At 64.0% G+C, this 18,297-nt stretch carries 16 protein-coding genes and 1 pseudogene; 7 read left to right on the plus strand and 10 right to left on the minus strand.

The window, feature by feature from the left end; translation table 11 throughout:
• Positions 1-77: 77 nt before the first annotated feature.
• Entirely contained in the window at positions 78-959 is an 882-nt protein-coding gene (mutM, locus tag P6U28_RS32625; protein WP_407120491.1) for a bifunctional DNA-formamidopyrimidine glycosylase/DNA-(apurinic or apyrimidinic site) lyase, read from the plus strand.
• 505 nt (positions 960-1,464) lie between these two features.
• Here mutM and P6U28_RS32630 read toward each other — a convergent pair.
• Positions 1,465-2,826, minus strand: a complete 1,362-nt coding sequence (locus P6U28_RS32630; protein ID WP_162500043.1) for a serine protease — start codon at positions 2,824-2,826, stop codon at positions 1,465-1,467.
• 123 nt (positions 2,827-2,949) lie between these two features.
• Here P6U28_RS32630 and P6U28_RS32635 point away from each other — a divergent pair, with 123 nt between their 5' ends.
• A complete protein-coding gene (locus tag P6U28_RS32635; RefSeq protein ID WP_122400150.1) occupies positions 2,950-3,753 on the plus strand; it encodes a molybdopterin-synthase adenylyltransferase MoeB in 804 nt (267 codons plus the stop codon).
• A gap of 400 nt (positions 3,754-4,153) precedes the next feature.
• On the opposite strand, the gene P6U28_RS32640 is transcribed toward P6U28_RS32635, so the two are convergent.
• On the minus strand, positions 4,154-5,155 hold the full coding sequence (locus P6U28_RS32640; RefSeq protein WP_122400149.1) for a D-glycerate dehydrogenase: 1,002 nt from the start codon (positions 5,153-5,155) through the stop codon (positions 4,154-4,156).
• A gap of 324 nt (positions 5,156-5,479) precedes the next feature.
• Between P6U28_RS32640 and P6U28_RS32645 the strand changes: the two genes are divergently transcribed.
• Positions 5,480-6,010 carry an SH3 domain-containing protein gene (locus tag P6U28_RS32645; RefSeq protein WP_122400148.1) on the plus strand — a complete coding sequence of 177 codons (531 nt, stop codon included), beginning with the start codon at positions 5,480-5,482 and terminating at the stop codon, positions 6,008-6,010.
• Between the two features lie 112 nt (positions 6,011-6,122).
• Here the strand turns inward: P6U28_RS32645 and irrA are convergent, their stop codons facing one another.
• On the minus strand, positions 6,123-6,614 hold the full coding sequence (gene irrA, locus P6U28_RS32650) for an iron response transcriptional regulator IrrA (protein WP_122400147.1): 492 nt from the start codon (positions 6,612-6,614) through the stop codon (positions 6,123-6,125).
• Positions 6,615-6,967: 353 nt separating this feature from the next.
• Here irrA and fabA point away from each other — a divergent pair, with 353 nt between their 5' ends.
• From fabA to fabI, 3 genes are all read left to right on the plus strand, one after another.
• The gene (gene fabA / locus P6U28_RS32655) at positions 6,968-7,489 is read left to right on the plus strand and encodes a 3-hydroxyacyl-[acyl-carrier-protein] dehydratase FabA (protein ID WP_122400146.1); all 522 of its coding nucleotides are present in this window, start codon (positions 6,968-6,970) and stop codon (positions 7,487-7,489) included.
• A gap of 39 nt (positions 7,490-7,528) precedes the next feature.
• The gene (gene fabB / locus P6U28_RS32660) at positions 7,529-8,752 is read left to right on the plus strand and encodes a beta-ketoacyl-ACP synthase I (RefSeq protein ID WP_122400145.1); all 1,224 of its coding nucleotides are present in this window, start codon (positions 7,529-7,531) and stop codon (positions 8,750-8,752) included.
• Positions 8,753-8,889: 137 nt separating this feature from the next.
• Positions 8,890-9,690 carry an enoyl-ACP reductase FabI gene (fabI, locus tag P6U28_RS32665; protein WP_122400144.1) on the plus strand — a complete coding sequence of 267 codons (801 nt, stop codon included), beginning with the start codon at positions 8,890-8,892 and terminating at the stop codon, positions 9,688-9,690.
• 113 nt (positions 9,691-9,803) lie between these two features.
• Here fabI and P6U28_RS32670 read toward each other — a convergent pair.
• From P6U28_RS32670 to P6U28_RS32680, 3 genes and pseudogenes are all read right to left on the minus strand, one after another.
• Positions 9,804-10,079, minus strand: a pseudogene (locus P6U28_RS32670) (glutathione S-transferase N-terminal domain-containing protein); the annotation flags it as partial.
• Positions 10,076-10,540 (minus strand): GNAT family N-acetyltransferase, encoded by a 465-nt coding sequence (locus P6U28_RS32675; RefSeq protein WP_122400143.1) that lies wholly within the window; start codon positions 10,538-10,540, stop codon positions 10,076-10,078. The pseudogene P6U28_RS32670 and the gene P6U28_RS32675, both read right to left, overlap by 4 nt.
• A 7-nt stretch (positions 10,541-10,547) precedes the next feature.
• Complete coding sequence (locus P6U28_RS32680; protein ID WP_122406298.1) at positions 10,548-11,474, minus strand: hydrogen peroxide-inducible genes activator; 927 nt, start codon at positions 11,472-11,474, stop codon at positions 10,548-10,550.
• Positions 11,475-11,588: 114 nt separating this feature from the next.
• Here P6U28_RS32680 and katG point away from each other — a divergent pair, with 114 nt between their 5' ends.
• Positions 11,589-13,754: a catalase/peroxidase HPI gene (gene katG / locus P6U28_RS32685; protein ID WP_162500042.1), complete on the plus strand. Its 2,166-nt coding sequence runs from the start codon at positions 11,589-11,591 to the stop codon at positions 13,752-13,754.
• A gap of 118 nt (positions 13,755-13,872) precedes the next feature.
• On the opposite strand, the gene pnp is transcribed toward katG, so the two are convergent.
• The 4 genes from pnp to rbfA all read right to left on the minus strand — a co-directional run bounded on the left by pnp (position 13,873) and on the right by rbfA (position 18,227).
• Positions 13,873-16,035, minus strand: coding sequence for a polyribonucleotide nucleotidyltransferase (gene pnp, locus P6U28_RS32690; RefSeq protein WP_129142352.1), 2,163 nt, complete (start codon positions 16,033-16,035; stop codon positions 13,873-13,875).
• Positions 16,036-16,411: 376 nt separating this feature from the next.
• Positions 16,412-16,681 carry a 30S ribosomal protein S15 gene (gene rpsO, locus P6U28_RS32695; RefSeq protein WP_008540131.1) on the minus strand — a complete coding sequence of 90 codons (270 nt, stop codon included), beginning with the start codon at positions 16,679-16,681 and terminating at the stop codon, positions 16,412-16,414.
• Between the two features lie 2 nt (positions 16,682-16,683).
• Positions 16,684-17,799, minus strand: a complete 1,116-nt coding sequence (gene truB / locus P6U28_RS32700; RefSeq protein ID WP_162500041.1) for a tRNA pseudouridine(55) synthase TruB — start codon at positions 17,797-17,799, stop codon at positions 16,684-16,686.
• The gene (gene rbfA, locus P6U28_RS32705; RefSeq protein ID WP_122400141.1) at positions 17,796-18,227 is read right to left on the minus strand and encodes a 30S ribosome-binding factor RbfA; all 432 of its coding nucleotides are present in this window, start codon (positions 18,225-18,227) and stop codon (positions 17,796-17,798) included. The genes truB and rbfA overlap by 4 nt, the downstream gene beginning before the upstream one ends.
• Between the last annotated feature and the right edge of the window lie 70 nt (positions 18,228-18,297).

Raw genomic sequence — 18,297 nt, forward strand, 5'->3', positions numbered from 1 at the left:
CTACTCCGCATGGCGGACCATAGCGCGGCCGCCGCAATGGCGCTATCACACCGCCCTCATAAGGTGAATGCCCGACGATGCCCGAATTGCCCGAAGTCGAGACCGTCCGCCGCGGCCTTCAGCCCGTCATGGAGGGTGCAAAAATCCTCAATGCGGAGGCCCGCCGGCCGGATTTGCGCTTTCCGTTCCAGCCGGACTTCGTGGCCCGGCTCAAGGGGCAGGTTGTCACGGGCCTCGGCCGCCGTGCAAAATATCTCATGGCCGATCTCGCCTCGGGCTACGTGCTGCTGATGCATCTCGGCATGTCGGGTTCGTTCCGTGTCATCAAGCCGGACAACGACGTGCAGCCTGGCGCGTTTCACCATCCGAAGGCCAAGGATTCCGCGCACGATCATGTGCTGTTTCGGATGTCCTCGGGCGCCGACATCGTGTTCAACGATCCGCGCCGTTTCGGTTACATGAAAGTGATTGCGCGCAACGCGCTCGAGGAAGAACCGCTGCTGCGCGGGCTCGGACCCGAGCCGCTCGGCAACGAATTCGATGCCGCGATGCTGGCGCGCTCCTGCGAAGGCAAGACCACGAGCCTGAAGGCCGCGCTGCTCGACCAGCGCGTGGTGGCGGGACTCGGCAACATCTATGTCTGCGAGGCGCTGCACCGCTCGCATCTGTCGCCGCGCCGGATCGCCGCGACGCTATCGACCAAGAAGGGCGAGCCGACCGATCATGCCAAGCGATTGGTCGGCGCGATCCACACCGTGCTGAACGATGCGATCAGGGCTGGCGGCTCCAGCTTGCGCGATCACCGCCAGACCTCGGGCGAACTCGGTTATTTCCAGCACTCGTTCAAGGTCTACGACCGCGAAGGCGAGACATGCACCACGCCGCGCTGTGGCGGCACGATCAAGCGGTTCACGCAGAATGGTCGGTCGACCTTCTGGTGTCCGAAATGTCAGAAGTGACCATCAGGCTTGTTGCCGAGAGGCCGTGAGGCTTGGTGAGGGCGACGACAGCACCGCGCCCGCCAATGACGAGTGGATGGAACGTCTGGAACCGCGAAGCGAAGCAATCCGGCCGGGCTGCCAGTGTCGTGGTCTCGTCCGCCGCAAGCTCGGCGGCGACGTTCAGCATGTCATGCGCGGGCGACATCACCTGATCGATCAGGGCATCGTTCGGAGCTTCGAGCTCGAGCCGGGTCTCGATCCAGTGCCCTCGGCGAGGGTGTTGGCGGCGTCATCGATGCGCTGGCCGCGGATCGGGGTCCGTACCATTACCGGACCCGTAGTCGCACGTGGGATGGATGCGCAACCGTGCCCCGGACGAAGCGCAGCACATAGCGATGCGCTGCAGAGCCGGGGCCCGGAAAGCCCCAAGTGCGACTGTTGGTGACATGGGTCCCGGCTCAGCGGCGCGGCGTTTCACGCCGCACCGCGTCCGGGACACGATAGCGCGTAGTTGTTGGCGAGCCTACTTCCGCACGCAGATCACGCGCACGACAGCGGCTTTCGCATCCATCGATGAGCCATTCGCAGTGATGCCATTCGCCTTCAGGAAATCGCGCACCGTCTCCGCGGAGACCATCACCGCCTGCGAGGCCGGCACCGACGTTGCAGGTCCTGCAACCATTGCCGGCTTCAGCAGCGCAATGCCGGCGAACTTGCCGTCGGCATCGATGGCCGGGCTGCCGGAAAAACCCGCCGACGGTGGAGGCGACAGCGCGGAGTCGCTCGCTGTCACAGGCGCCAGCGCCGCCTTCACGCTCGACACGCGGGCCGCACCGCCCTGACCCTGTGGGTCTGTGATGCCGATCACGTCGACATTCGTCTTCGCCGCGCCGCTCGCGATGCTGAGCGGCCTCAGGCCGCGCGCGCCGTAGATGTGCAGCAGCGCGAGATCGTGCTCCTTGTCCTCAGCGAGGCGGTCGGCGCTGCCATGACCGCCGATCGTGATCGCGAGGCAGCCATCGGTGACGAGGCGGTCCGTGACGATCGCGCCGTCGTCGCTGACGACGATGCCGGTGCCGTATTCGACAGTCTTGCGCGGCGGCGGTCCGGCCATCGGGCTGGACGGAAACGGGTTGAACGCGCTCGACATCGCGATCACAACCGGCTCGACCGTGTTCTCCATCGCCTGGTCGTAGAGGACGGTCATGATGCGGACCTCATCGCCTTTGAAGGTGCCGCGCACGTAGAATTTCTTGAGGCCCTGAAGCCCGGACAGCACGAAGAAGTCAGGCTTCACCACGGTGTAATCGACCTTGCGGCCGGCGGGCTCCTTCTTCTCGGCCTCCGCGATCTTCGCGGTGGTCGGGTTCACCTCCTTGCGGCGGCTGAGCAGCACCTGCACGGTTCCGGTCGGCGAGGTCCATTTCGAGCCGTTGGCGTCGCTCGCCTGCTGCGGCACAAGCTTACCGGGGATGCCGAGCCGCGCACCGCTGGTCGGCTCCATCACGATCTTCCAGCCGACACTGTCTTGTTTCCGCCTTGCGGTCTCGGCGAGCGCCGCGCGCTCCTGCGGATTGAGCACGCCGGTCGGCTTGCCGCCCTTGGCCTTCTGGTATTCCTTGATGGCGTTGACCATGCGCTCGCTGACGTCGCCGGTGATGGCCCCGTTATATTGGCCGACCCAGGCGAGATCGGATTGCAGCGACAGGCGCTCGGCCTGTGCCATGGCATCGGCTGTTTCCGATGCCGTCTGAACGGTTGGCGGGCGAATCGGAACGGTCTGGACCGTTTTCGGCTTGGTGCTGGGGACCTGTGGCGGCGTCATCTGGGCGTTCGCAGCCGTGGCCGCCGCAAACATCAGTGTTGCCGCAAGCATCGATCTCATGACAAATCCAGCCAGCCCATTGAACGCAATGCCATTGAAGCACATCTCGTTGGTCGCGAACAATGTTGGGCTGGTTCAGGTGTTGATCCTCATCACCATGAGGGTTGAGAGGAACGAAGAACGATGCTGAGCCCCGACGAACTCGAACGCTATGCCCGCCATATCGTGCTGCGCGATGTCGGCGGTCCCGGCCAGGCTGCGCTGAAACGAGCCTCCGTGCTGGTGATCGGTGCCGGCGGGCTCGGTGCGCCCGCTCTGATGTATCTGGCTGCTGCCGGCGTCGGCACACTCGGCGTGGTCGATGACGATGTGGTGTCGCTGTCCAATCTGCAGCGCCAGGTGATCCACGCCACGCCCGATATCGGCCGGCACAAGGTCGAGAGCGCCGCCGAGCGGATCGCGGCGCTCAATCCGCATGTCCGCTTTGTCGGTCACGCCACCTGGCTCAACGCCGACAATGCGCTCAGCCTGATCGGCGATTACGACCTCGTGCTCGACGGCTCCGACAATTTCTCGACGCGTTACCTCGTTTCCGATGCCTGCTTCTTCGCGAAGCGGCCGCTGATCACGGCGGCGCTCGGCACCTTCGACGGCTCGCTCACCACCATCCGCGCGCATGAGAGGAACGAGCAGGGCGAGTTCAATCCGACCTACCGCTGCCTGTTTCCGGAAGCGCCGCCGCCTGGGACCGTTCCGGCCTGTGCCGAAGCCGGTGTCATGGGCGCATTGGCGGGCGTGCTCGGCTCGATGATGGCGCTGGAGGCGATCCGGGAGATCGTCGGCTTCGGCGACGGCCTCGTCGGCCGCCTCCTGATGATCGACGCGCGCGCGATGCGCTTCGAGACGTTGCGCTACGCCCGCGATCCCGCCAATCCGCTCAACGGCGATGGGCCCGTGATCGAGGATCTGAGCATCCATCGCGACTAGGACAGCGGCCCAAAATTCGGGCGGCACCGAGAGCACTATGCGAACAGTAGAACTCGACGCAAGTAATTGGAAAACAGCTCAGGATCTTCGATCAGGTCTCAAGGCAGCAATAGAGGCACCGGAGTGGCATGGCGACATGGTGGCTGCCTTTGGATTCCATCTTCGGGGGCGGAATGAACGCACTCAAGCCCCCTTACATCATCAACATCGAAAATACGTCTAGCCTGGCGCCAGACGTTATGGAGCTGATCCGAGATCTTTCGTCACGCATGGAGGAGACGCGAATACGTCGACCTGCACGTACAGGTGAGGACGTGGCGGCTAGTCTTGAAATCGCGAGCTAGGTTCAATTTGCCCGGGGGCAGATCGGGTACACCATCCGTCCGCCGGAGCACAGACACTACAGCATGCTCGGCAGCACGCGATCCGGTGGCTTGTGGGCGTCGAGGAAGGTGCGGATGTTGATGATCACCTTCTCGCCCATCTCGACGCGGCCCTCGATCGTGGCCGAGCCCATATGCGGCAGCAGCGTCACCTTGCCCGCCTTGGCGAGCCGCACCAGTTTCGGGTTCACCGCCGGCTCGTGCTCGTAGACGTCGAGGCCGGCGCCGCCGATCTCGCCGCCCTCGATCAGCTTGATCAGCGTGTCCTCGTCGGTGACCTCGCCGCGCGCGGTGTTGACGATATAGGCGTCCTTGCGGATCAGCTTCAGCCGTCGCGCCGAAAGCAGGTGATAGGTCGCCGGCGTGTGCGGACAGTTCACCGAGATGATGTCCATCCGCGCCAGCATCTGGTCGAGGCTTTCCCAATAGGTCGCGCCCAGCTCTTCGGCGATGACGGGCGCGACGGGACGGCGGTTGTGATAGTGGATCTGCAGGCCGAAGGCGCGGGCGCGGCGCGCCACCGCCTGGCCGATGCGGCCCATGCCGATGATGCCGAGACGCTTGCCCCCGATGCGATGGCCGAGCATCCAGGTCGGCGACCAGCCCGCCCAGAGCTTTCCTTCGGTCAGGATCGAGGCGCCTTCGATCATTCGCCTGGGCACCGCGAGGATCAGCGCCATGGTCATGTCGGCGGTATCTTCGGTCAGGACCTTCGGCGTATTGGTGACGGTGATGCCGCGGGCATGGGCGGCTGCGACGTCGATATTGTCGACGCCGTTGCCGAAATTGGCGATCAGGCGGAGCTTGCAGTCGGGCTGGTTCACGACATCGGCGCTGATGTGATCGGTCACGGTCGGAACCAGCACGTCGGCGGTGCGCGCGGCTTCCGCGATCTGATCGGCCGACATCGGCGTGTCATCGAGATTGATCCGCGCATCGAACAGCTCGCGCATTCGCGTTTCGATCGAATCCGGCAGCTTGCGCGTCACCACGACGAGGGGCTTTTTCTTCACCGACATGTCCTGCTCTCATGAGGCACAGCAAGCCGCCTCTGTCGCCAAAGGCCGGTCGTTGAGGCCTCATTAACCCGGTTGTTCGACACTGCCCTTGCCGTGTCCGTCCCCGGCGTTTCCTCCAAGCTCTCCCGACATTTCCGGCCGGAAAATCGGGGCAAACTGGTTGTTCAAGTGCTCGTCCTCTCTAGCAGAAGGCCGGGCCAAGACAAGAACCACGGGCCGAGGGTTGGAACCCGCGTGGGGCGGGAAGCAGGGGCAGACGCGGCAGGGTTTTGGAATTTGCAGTGAGGATCCGGCTTGGCCGGGTCTTCGACAGGAGACGGGTTGATGGCGTTGGGGCGTTTTTGTTCGGTGATGGCGCTCGTTTGCACCTGGTTGAGCGCCTCGGTCGGCCCCTCGCATTCGGCGAAGGATAATACTCCGCAGACCGCCAGCGGGTTGCCGGTACCGCGCTATGTCAGCCTCAAATCGGACCACGTGAACGTCCGCGCCGGCCCGACCAAGGACAATGACGTCGCCTGGGTCTACACCCGCGCCGGCCTGCCGGTCGAAATCACCGCCGAATTCGAGAACTGGCGCCGGGTGCGTGATTCCGAAGGCGCCGAGGGCTGGGTCTATCACTCGCTGCTGTCGGGCCGCCGCACCGCTGTCGTCACCATGAAGCACAAGGACGACCTCGCCCCGATCTATGACCGGCCCGATCCCGACAGCGCGGTTGCGGCAAGGCTCCAGGCTGGCGTCGTCACGCAGGTGAAGAAGTGCGCCGCAAGCTGGTGCCGCGTCATCGGCAACGGCTTTGACGGCTGGATCCAGCAGGAGCGCCTCTGGGGCGTCTACGCGGACGAGCAGGTGAATTGACGCCGACAGGCGTCATCCCGGAGCGATGCGTAGCATCGAATCCGGGATGACGGGAAAAAGGAAATGGCCGGGACAAGCCCGGCCATGACGATCTCAGCAGTTTAAGACGATCTCAGCGCTTCTTGCGCAGGCGCACGACCATGTCGATGCGGGAGATCTCATAGCCCTCGGGCACCTCCGGCATCTTCGACAGCGCCAGATGCGGATCCTCGATGTCGACCAGCTCGTGGCTGTTCTCGAGATAGTAGTGATGATGGGTGGTGACGTTGGTATCGAAATAGGTCTTGGTGCCGTCGACGCTGACCTGGCGGAGCAGGCCGGCATCGGTGAGCTGATTCAGCGTGTTGTAGACGGTCGCCAGCGATACCGGGACCTTGGCCAGCGTCGCTTCCTCGTAAAGCATTTCGGCCGTGAGGTGACGCGCGCCCTTGCCGAACAGGAGCCAGCCGAGCGCCATGCGCTGGCGCGTCGGACGCAGCCCCGCGGACTGGAGCATTTCGTTAACGTCGTGCCAGGGACAGCCGGTCAAGGCCGGCTGGCGGCCGGACAGGAGGGCCGCGGCATGGGCGTCATCGTCGTGATGGGGCGCGGTATTCTCGCTCATTTCCAGATTTCGGGCACGCGTGAACAATATCTCCCAGTAATATAAGAACAGAAAGATGCAGATGCAAGTTTCTCGCAACTAGAGAGGTTCTAATCAGGCTTGGAACCGGCCTGGGGAGCGCGTCATTTTACCTTCATCGATGCGCTTTGCCACCCGAAATAGCCTGTGTTAGAGAGCGCGCGGTTCCGCTTAGCCGATTTTGGCGCAGCCGTGCATGAAAGCTTGGGCGCAGTCCATTCGGGGCTTGCGCGAGTCGCGGCCGGCGGTGGCAATTGGCGTTGCTCTCCGATCGAGACGGGGCCCATTTCGCCAGAAAAACGCCGCTCAACCGGGATTTGAACAGAGGCTCGTGAATGCTGAACAGGCGCAACGGTTACGAATACGAAGATCTGCTGGCCTGTGCCCGCGGCGAGATGTTCGGCCCGGGCAATGCCCAGCTGCCGCTGCCGCCGATGCTGATGTTCGACCGCATCACGGAAATCAACGACAATGGCGGTGAGTTCGGCAAGGGTCTCGTGCGCGCCGAGCTCGACGTGAAGCCCGACCTCTGGTTCTTCGGCTGCCACTTTAAGAACGATCCAGTGATGCCGGGTTGCCTCGGCCTGGATGCGCTGTGGCAAATGGTCGGCTTTTACCTCGGCTGGATCGGCGGCGAAGGCCGGGGCCGGGCGCTCGGTCTGAGCGAACTGAAGTTCGGCGGCCAGGTGCTGACTGACGCCCGCAAGGTTGTGTACAACGTCGATATCAAACGCGTGATGCGCTCAAAGCTCGTGCTCGGGATTGCCGACGGGTGGCTTTCGGTCGATGACCAGATTATTTATCGCGCCAAGGATCTGAAGGTCGGCCTGTTCAAGCAGGGCACGAGCCTGGGCTGAGCGCATTATCCAAGAAGACAACGACGAGGCGAGGCTGACATGAGGCGGGTTGTGGTCACCGGAATGGGCATCGTTTCGTCCATCGGAAACAACACCCAGGAAGTGCTTGCGAGCCTTCACGAGGCGAAATCGGGCATTTCGCGGGCTGAGAAATATGCCGAGCTCGGCTTCCGTTCGCAGGTGCAAGGTGAGCCCACGCTCGATCCCTCGACGGTGGTCGATCGCCGCGCGATGCGTTTCCTCGGCCAGGGCGCGGCGTGGAATCACATCGCGATGGAGCAGGCGATCCAGGATTCCGGCCTGTCGCCCGATGAAGTCTCCAACATCCGCACCGGCATCATCATGGGTTCCGGCGGTCCCTCGGCGCGCACCATCGTCGAAGCCGCCGACATCACCCGCTCCAAGGGACCGAAGCGGGTCGGCCCGTTTGCGGTGCCGAAGGCGATGTCCTCCACGGCTTCCGCGACGCTTGCGACCTGGTTCAAGATCAAGGGCGTGAACTATTCGATCTCCTCGGCCTGCGCGACGTCGAACCATTGCGTCGGCAATGCCTATGAGACGATCCAGATCGGCAAGCAGGACGTCATCTTCGCCGGCGGCTGCGAGGAGCTGGACTGGTCGCTGTCGGTGCTTTTCGACGCCATGGGCGCGATGTCCTCGAAGTACAACGATACGCCGGCCACGGCCTCACGTCCCTACGACCTCAATCGCGATGGTTTCGTCATTGCCGGCGGCGCCGGCGTGCTGGTGCTGGAAGAGCTCGAGCATGCCAAGGCGCGTGGCGCACGCATCTATGGCGAGGTCGTCGGCTACGGTGCGACCTCCGACGGCTACGATATGGTCGCGCCATCGGGTGAAGGCGCCGAGCGCTGCATGCGCATGGCGATGTCGACGGTGAAGACAAAGGTCGATTACATCAATCCGCACGCGACCTCGACACCGGCCGGCGATCCGCCGGAGATCGAGGCCATCCGCAAGGTCTTTGGCGTTGGCGAGAAGTGCCCGCCGATCTCCGCGACCAAGGCGCTGACCGGCCACTCGCTGGGCGCCACCGGCGTGCAGGAAGCGATCTATTCGCTGCTGATGATGAACAACGGCTTCATCTGCGAGAGCGCGCACATCCAGGAGCTCGATCCCGTGTTCGCCGACATGCCGATCGTGCGCAAGCGCATCGACAACGCCAAGATCGGCACCGTGCTGTCGAACTCGTTCGGCTTCGGCGGCACCAACGCCACGCTGGTGTTCAGCCGGCTGGATACGTGACGACGTTGTCGACGCGTTCGTGATTTCTCGTCATGGCCGGGCTTGTCCCGGCCATCCACGTCTTAGGTTCTGGCTGCAAAGGGCGTGGATGCCCGGGACAAGCCCGGCCATGACGCAGAGCGGAGAGTAGTTTCGCAATGGAAGGATTGATGAAAGGCAAGCGCGGTCTGGTCATGGGCATCGCCAATGATCATTCGATCGCCTGGGGTATGGCGAAGACGCTGCATGCCCACGGCGCCGAGCTCGCTTTTACCTTCCAGGGCGAGGCCCTCGGCAAGCGCGTCAAGCCGCTGGCTGAATCGCTTGGCGTGGATCTGGTGCTGCCTTGCGACGTCGAGGACATTTCCAGCGTCGATGCCACCTTCGCTGCGTTACGCGAAAAATGGGGCAAGCTCGACTTCATCATCCATGCGATCGGCTTTGCCGACAAGAACGAGCTCAAGGGCCGCTACGCCGATACCAGCCGCGAGAATTTTTCGCGCACCATGGTGATCTCCTGCTTTTCGTTCACGGAAGTCGCAAAGCGCGCCGCCGAGCTGATGACCGAAGGCGGCAGCATGATCACGCTGACGTTCGGCGCCTCGGAACGCGCGATGCCGAACTACAACGTGATGGGCGTGGCCAAGGCGGCGCTGGAAGCCTCCGTGCGCTATCTCGCCGCCGATTTCGGCCCGCGCGGCATCCGCGTCAACGCGATCTCCGCAGGCCCCATCCGCACACTTGCCGGCTCCGGCATCGGCGAGGCGCGGGCGATGTTCGCCTTCATGCAGAAGCACGCGCCGCTCCGCCGCGGCGTCACGCTGGACGACCTCGGCGGCTCGGCGCTGTATCTGTTGTCGGATCTCTCCGGCGGCGTGACCGGCGAGATCCATTATGTGGATTCCGGCTACAACGTCATCCTGATGCCGAGGCCGGATGATCTGAAGGTGTCGGAATAGGATGCCTTCGTAGAGTGGGCAAAGCGAAGCGTGCCCACCTCTTCCTCACTGTCGTCGAGAGACGGTGGGCACGGCGCAAGAGCGCCTTTGCCCGCCTACCAATCTCCCATCTAGCGCGCGCGGCGCGGATCGGTCACAGCGGGCGCGAGCTTGGTCTCGGGATAGCGATCGGCAATGTAAGCGCAGATCGCCGCGGCTTCGCCGAGCGCAGCATCGCCGTCGGTCAGCGCCGGCACCTTTCCCATCGGGTTGATCTTGAGAAAGTCCGGCGCCTTCTGCGCGCCGGTCGAGATGTCGGTCAGCACGCGCTCATAGGGCAGGCCGCTCTCCTCCATCAGCCAGAGCGTCGTGAACGAGCGTGAGCGAGGCGACCAGTAGAGCTTGATCATGGGGCATTTCCTTCGTTCTTCCACCGGTAATACTTCATCACGAAACCGTTCGACGGTTCGGTCTCTTCCTTTTCGAACACGAAACCTTCGCGTTCGTACCAGCGCCAGGCCTTCTCGTTCTCGCGGACGCAGCGCAGGCAGATTTCGTCGGGCAGCTGCGTGCGCGTGAAGGCGAGCAGCTGCCGGCCGAGCGATTGGCCCTGATAGGCGGGCGCAACGAAGAGCATGTCGAGATCGAGCTTGGGCAGATGCAGCGCCAGCATGGCAGCGATGGTGCCGTTGTCGTCGGCGACGAACAGGCTCCAGCCGTTCTCGATCTCGCGCCTGATGCGGGCACGCAAATTGGCGAGGAGGAAGTCGCTCGTTTCGGCAAGCCCAGTCGAGACCCAGCTCTCCATCCAGACACGGCCGATCTCATCATACTCCTCTGGGCAGGCGGGGCGGATGATCGGATGCGACATACGCCGCTCAAACCCGCTGGCTGCGCACGGATTGCCGCGCGCGCACCTTGCCGGCCGACAGGCACACCACCTCGGAAATCTGCAGCAGCTGCCGCGCCAGCGGGCTGGTCTTGCGCCAGACCATGCCGATGGTACGGGAGGGCTCGGGGTCGCGGAAGCGCGCCAGCGAGACCGAGGCCGATCGCGTCTCCACCGGCACCGCCATCTCCGGGATCAAGGTGACGCCGATACCGGCGCTGACCATCTGCACCAGCGTCGAGAGTGAATTCGCATCCAGCATCTCGCGCGGAGGTGCCGATTGCATGTTGCAGAACGAGAGCGCCTGGTCGCGGAAGCAGTGCCCCTCCTCGAGCAGCAGAAGCCGCATCTCGCGCATCATCTCGCGCGACGGCACCGGTGTGCCTTCATCCGCACCCGGCCGCACCAGCAGAAATTTCTCCTCGAACAGCGCGACCTCGGTGAGCGAGGGCTCCGACACTGGCAGTGCCACGATGGCGGTGTCGAGCCGGCCTTCCACCAGTTCCTGGATCAGCCGCGGCGTCATGGTCTCGCGCACGCGGATGTCGAGCTCCGGATGCATGCGCGTGAGATTCTTGGTGATCTTGGGCAGCAGGTAAGGGGCGATGGTCGGGATCATGCCGATGCGCAGGCGGCCGGCGAAGCGGTCCTGGGACGCCCGCGCGAAATCGCCGAGCTCGTCGACCGAGCGCAGGATGTCGCGGACCCGCTGAGCGAGCTCCTCGCCGAAACGGGTCAGCGCCACTTGCCGTGCGCTGCGCTCCAGCAGCAGGCCGCCGAGCGTCTCCTCCAGTTCCTTGATTTGCATCGACAGAGCCGGCTGCGAGATCGAGCAGGCCTCGGCCGCGCGGCCGAAATGGCCGTGACGGGCCAGCGCATCGAAATAGCGGAGCTGGCGCAGCGTCAGATTCATCATCAGAAAATCCTATCGCAGCGATCATTAAAGTCAACTTCACCTGATAGGACCTGGCGCTTAGAGTGGCTCTACCTGGTCAAATGGCGCCGTCGGACGCCACCAGAGGAGGTAATCATGGATGACACTTCGAAGTGCCCGTTTTCGGGCGGAAAACCCACGCGCGTGAACCGCGACTGGTGGCCAACCCAGCTCAGCATCGAGATGCTGCACAAGAATTCCGACCTGTCCGACCCGATGGGCAAGGAATTCGACTACGCCAAGGAATTCAAATCGCTCGACCTGAACGCGGTCATCAAGGACCTGACCGCTCTGATGACGGATTCGCAGGAATGGTGGCCCGCCGACTTCGGTCATTATGGCGGCCTCATGATCCGCATGGCCTGGCACAGCGCGGGCACCTACCGCATCACCGATGGTCGCGGCGGCGCCGGCGCCGGTCAGCAGCGCTTCGCGCCGCTCAACAGCTGGCCCGACAACGCCAACCTCGACAAGGCGCGCCGTTTGCTTTGGCCGATCAAGCAGAAATATGGCCGCAAGATCTCCTGGGCCGATCTGATGGTGCTGGCCGGCAACGTCGCGCTGGAATCGATGGGCTTCAAGACCTTTGGCTTTGCGGGCGGCCGCGCCGACGTCTGGGAGCCGGAAGAGCTCTATTGGGGCCCCGAAGGCACCTGGCTCGGCGATGAACGCTACAGCGGTGAGCGCCAGCTCGCCGAGCCGCTCGGCGCGGTGCAGATGGGCCTGATCTACGTCAATCCGGAAGGCCCGAACGGCAAGCCGGATCCGATCGCTGCGGCCAAGGATATCCGCGAGACCTTCTTCCGCATGGCGATGAACGACGAGGAAACCGTCGCGCTGATCGCCGGTGGCCACACCTTCGGCAAGACCCATGGCGCGGGCGATCCCTCGCTGGTCGGCCCGGAGCCGGAAGCGGGCGCGCTCGAGGATCAGGGCCTCGGCTGGAAGAGCAAGCACGCGTCGGGCATCGCCGGCGATGCCATCACCAGCGGCCTCGAGGTGACCTGGACGCAGACCCCGACGAAGTGGAGCAACAACTTCTTCGAGAACCTGTTCAAGTACGAATGGGAGCTGACCAAGAGCCCGGGCGGTGCGAACCAGTGGGTGGCCAAGGGCGCCGAGGCGATCATTCCCGACCCCTTCGACAAATCGAAGAAGCATCGGCCGACGATGCTGACGACGGACCTCTCGCTGCGCTTTGATCCAGCCTATGAGAAGATCTCGCGTCGTTTCCTCGAGAACCCGGATCAGTTCGCGGACGCCTTCGCCCGCGCCTGGTTCAAGCTGACCCACCGCGACATGGGACCGATCCAGCGCTATCTCGGCCCGCTGGTGCCGAAGGAGACGCTGATCTGGCAGGATCCGATTCCGGCCGTGAACCACGAGCTGGTCAGCGAGCAGGATATCGCCTCGCTGAAGACGAAGATCCTCGCTTCGGGACTCTCGGTGCCGGAGCTGGTCTCGACCGCCTGGGCGTCGGCCTCGACGTTCCGCGGCTCGGACAAGCGCGGCGGCGCCAATGGCGCGCGCATCCGGCTTGCCCCGCAGAAGGACTGGGAGGTGAATCAGCCGGCTCAGCTCTCGAAGGTGCTCGGCAAACTCGAAGCCATCCAGAAGGAGTTCAACGCATCGTCAGGTGCGAAGAAGGTCTCGCTCGCGGACCTGATCGTGCTCGGCGGCACCGCCGCGGTCGAGAAGGCCGCCAAGGATGCCGGCGTCGACGTGAAGGTCGGCTTCACGCCGGGCCGCATGGATGCCTCGCAGGAGCAGACGGATGCGGCCTCGTTCGCACCGCTGGAGCCGCGCGCCGATGGCTTCCGCAACTATGTCGGCAAGAAGCATCAGTTCCTGCAGCAGGAAGAAGCCCTCGTCGATCGCGCGCAGCTCTTGAGGCTCACCGGCCCCGAGATGACGGTGCTGGTCGGCGGCCTGCGTGTGCTCGGCGCCAACGCGAACGGTTCGAAGCACGGCGTGCTCACCGCGAAGGTGGGAACGCTGAGCAACGACTTCTTCGTCAACCTGCTCGACATGAGCACGCAGTGGACGCCCGTCGCCGACGGCAGCTACGAGGGACGCGACCGCAAGACCAATGCGGTGAAGTGGACCGGCACGCGCGTCGATCTGATCTTCGGCGCACACTCCCAGCTCCGCGCCTTCGCCGAGGTCTATGCGACCTCGGACTCCAAGGAGAAGTTCGTCAAGGACTTCGCCAAGGCCTGGACCAAGGTGATGAACCTCGACCGGTACGACATCGCGGCGTGAGGCCGATTCACCTCTCCCCGCTGGGGAGAGGTGAAGATCAGCGCGCTGCCCGATCGAAGCCACAAACAAAAAGGGCGGCCTTTCGGCCGCCCTTCGTTTTTCCGGACCCTAGCGAGATTTACTCGCCCGCCGCTTCGCGCGGGGCCTTCTCGCCCTCTGCGGCCTTCTCCTTGGCCTCGAGGTCTTCGCCGGTGGTCTGGTCGACCACCTTCATCGACAGGCGGGTCTTGCCGCGGTCGTCGAAGCCGAGCAGCTTGACCTTGACCTTGTCGCCTTCCTTGACGACGTCGGAGGTCTTCTGCACGCGATTGGCCGCGAGCTGGCTGATGTGGACGAGGCCGTCCTTGGAGCCGAAGAAGTTCACGAAGGCGCCGAACTCCATCACCTTGACGACGGTGCCGTCGTAGATCTGGCCGACTTCCGGCTCGGACGCGATCGACTTGATCCACTTGATCGCGGCCTTCATCGCCTCGCCGTCGCTGGAGGCGACCTTCACGGTGCCGTCGTCCTCGATGTTGACCTTGGCGCCGGTCTTCTCGACGATCTCACGGATCACCTTGCCGCCGGTGCCGATCACTTCGCGGATCTTGTCGGTCGGGATCTTGAAGCTCTCGATGCGCGGCGCGTATTCGCCGAGCTCGGCGCGGGCCGCGTTCAGGGCCTTGGCCATCTCGCCGAGGATGTGGATGCGGCCTTCCTTGGCCTGGCCAAGGGCGACGCGCATGATCTCTTCGGTGATGCCCTCGATCTTGATGTCCATCTGGAGCGAGGTGATGCCCTGTTCGGTGCCGGCCACCTTGAAGTCCATGTCGCCGAGATGATCCTCGTCACCAAGGATGTCCGAGAGAACCGCGAAGCGCTTGTCTTCGAGGATCAGGCCCATCGCAATGCCCGCGGTCGGCCGCTTCAACGGCACGCCCGCATCCATCAGCGCCAGCGAGGCGCCGCAGACCGAGGCCATCGAGGAGGAGCCGTTGGACTCGGTGATCTCCGAGACCACGCGCACCGTGTAGGGGAATTCATGGTGCGGCGGCAGCACCGGATGGATCGCGCGCCAGGCCAGCTTGCCGTGGCCGATCTCGCGGCGCTTGGTGCCGCCGAGGCGGCCGGTCTCGCCGACCGAATAGGGCGGGAAGTTGTAGTGCAGCAGGAACGTCTCCTTGTACGTCCCCGACAGCGCGTCGATATACTGCTCATCCTCGCCGGTGCCGAGCGTGGTCACGACCATCGCCTGGGTCTCGCCGCGGGTGAACAGCGCCGAGCCATGGGCGCGGGGCAGCACGCCGACCTCGGCGATGATGTTGCGCACGGTCTTGACGTCGCGGCCGTCGATGCGCTTGCCGGTGTCGAGGATATTCCAGCGAACGATCTTGGCTTCCAGCTCCTTGAACACGCCGGCGACACGGAGCTTGTCGTATTTCGGCTCCTGGCCCTCCGGGAAGTAGTGGGCCATCACCTTTTCCTTGGCGACGCCGACGGCGGCATAACGCTCCTGCTTGATCGGGATCGCATAGGCGGCGCGCAGCTCCTGCTCGATCAGGCCGAGCATTTCCTTCTCGAGCGCCGAATTGTCGATCGCGGTGACTTCGCGCGGCTCCTTCGCGGCCTTCTCGGCGAGCTCGATGATGGCGTTGATGACCGGCTGGAAGTGGCGGTGACCGAACATCACGGCGCCGAGCATCACGTCTTCGTTGAGCTCCTTGGCCTCCGATTCGACCATCAGCACGGCGTCGGCGGTGCCGGCGACGACGAGGTCGAGCTGGGTGTCGACCATCTCGTCGAGCGTCGGGTTGAGGACGAATTCGTCATTGGCGAAGCCGACACGGGCCGCGCCGATCGGCCCCTTGAAGGGCACGCCGGACAGCGTCAGGGCGGCGGAGGCCGCAACCATCGCCACGACATCAGGATCGTTCTCCATGTCGTGCGACAGCACGGTGACGATCACCTGGGTCTCGTTGCGCCAGCCGTCGACGAACAGCGGGCGGATCGGACGGTCGATCAGGCGGGAGACCAGCGTCTCCTTCTCGGTCGGACGGCCCTCGCGCTTGAAATAGCCGCCGGGAATGCGTCCCGCAGCGTAGGCCTTCTCCTGGTAGTCGACGGTCAGCGGCAGGAAGTCGACGCCTTCGCGCGGCGCCTTGGCCGCAACGACGGTGGCGAGGACCACGGTCTCGCCATAGGTGGCGACGACGGCGCCGTCGGCCTGGCGGGCGATCTTGCCGGTTTCGAGCTTGAGTGGGCGTCCGCCCCAGTCGATCTCGACTGAATGCTTATTGAACATGGAGGTCTTCTTTCATGGGTTCTCGAAAGAAGGGACGGCTCTCGAAAAACAAAAACCATGCGCAAGATTGCGGGGCGCTGATCGGAGCGGATTATCAGCGTCCTGCGATCCTGCCATGGTCTTTGGATGTCGGATGGCGTCCATCCTTTCGGTCATACGGGCGCCTTGCCCGTTGTGCCCAGCCGCCGGATTGCTGCTGGACTGTCAGTCGGCACGAACGCGAACACCGAATCGCGGTCTTCGCTCTTCATGCCCGGATGCGAATCCTCAACGACCCGCATCCGACGCGCACGCAGCCTCGATCAAAAACTTTAAGGAAGCGCTTTCGTTCGAAACCACGCGCAAAAACGCGCGCCGGTGGCGCGCGCAGGAACCGTTAACGACGAATGTTGTGCTTCTCGAGCAGCGCCTTGTACCGCGCCTCGTCCTTCTTCTTCAGGTAGTCGAGGAGCGAGCGGCGGGTCGAGACCAGCTTCAAGAGGCCGCGACGCGAATGGTTGTCCTTCACGTGGGTCTTGAAATGGTTGGTGAGGTTGTTGATGCGTTCCGACAGGATCGCGACCTGAACCTCGGGCGAGCCGGTGTCGCCGGCCTTGGTGGCATTCGTCTTGATGACTTCCGCTTTGCGTTCTGCGGCAATCGACATCGTCAATTTCTCTCGTTGCGACCGGGGCTGGCAGTCAGGCCGGTCAGGTTGAACACACGCTTGGGGATGATTTCGCCATTGCCGACTTCGGCAAGCGCCAAAAGACGGCCTGCCACCGTGACATAGACTGTGCCGCTACAAGTGGGCGCATCCCGTCCGCGCAACAAAACGGCCTGGCCCCGATGGAGCCTTGCCGCATCAGCCCGAGTGACGGCCAGTGCCGGGATGTCGTCCAGCGCGGTCTCAACGGGCAAAAGCGCGTCGGCGAGGCTGCCCTCGCCGGACGCGGCTCTATGGCACAAAGCCTCCAACTGATCCAGCGGAATCATGTCGTTCTCGCCAAATGGACCGACCAGGGTCCGCCTGAGCGCGCAGATATGGCCATAGGTGCCGAGAAGCCGGCCCATGTCGCGGGCCAGCGCCCGGACATAGGTGCCCTTGCCGCATTCGGCCTCGAACACGGCCCGGTCATTATCCGGTTGATCTACAAGGGTTAAATGGTGAATCTCGACCGGGCGGGGCGCCAGTTCCACGACTTCCCCGTCGCGGGCGAGGTCATAGGCGCGCTCGCCTTGGACCTTGATCGCGGAATAGCGCGGTGGGATCTGCTCGATCACCCCGGTGAAGCGAGGCAGCAGGGCCAGGATCGCCTCCCGCGTCGGGCGCTGGTCGGAGGTCGCGGTCACCCGGCCCTCGATATCGTCGGTGTCGCGCTCCTCGCCCCAGCATACCGTGAACTGATAGCGCTTGCGGCCGTCCATGACGAAGGGAACGGTCTTGGTGGCCTCACCGAGCGCGATCGGCAGCCCGCCGGAGGCGAGCGGATCGAGCGTGCCGGCGTGCCCGGCCCGCTTGGCGTTGAACAGGCGCTTGAGCACGGCGACCGCCTGTGTCGAGGTCATGCCGATCGGCTTGTCGAGCACGACCCAGCCATGGACGTCGCGCCGGTCGCGGCGAACCTGGTTGCCCTTCTGCTTGGCACGCGGATCGTTGTTGACGCGGCGCGGCTCCTGATGCGGCCGGGCATCGCTCTCCAGATCCGCAAAATTATTTTTCTGCACGTCGCGCTGATCGGCATCATTGCCGCCGATCGTGCCGTGAGCCGGGTTCATCGTCATTGCTCTTCTTCCCGATCCGAAGCCGGATCCTGTTCCAGGTCCTTCTGCACCGCAGGTGTTCGCAAAAGCTTCTCGATCCGTTCCGCCTCGTCGAATCGCTCATCGACGCGGAAGCGAATGTCAGGTGCAAATTTCAGGTTAACGCGCCGCGCGACTTCGCCGCGCAGGAATTTCTTGTTGCGCTCGAGCGCAGCGATCACGACCTCGGTGTCGCGGCCACCGAGCGGCATCACGTAGACCGTCGCGAGCTTCAGGTCGGGCGACATCCGTACCTCCGGCACGGTGATGATGTGACCTTCGAGATCCGCATCATGCACATTGCCTTGCGCCAGAATATCGGCCATCGCGTGGCGAACCTGCTCGCCGACGCGCAACTGACGCTGCGAGCCGCCGGGCGCGGAACTCTTCTTCTGATGATGCCGTGGCATTTGTCGAAAATCACCTCGTCATGCCCGTGCCTGGGACACGGGCATTGTCATTTGTCCCGTTGAAACGAAG

The organism is Bradyrhizobium sp. STM 3561, assembly GCF_045571455.1.
GTDB lineage: Bacteria > Pseudomonadota > Alphaproteobacteria > Rhizobiales > Xanthobacteraceae > Bradyrhizobium > Bradyrhizobium vignae.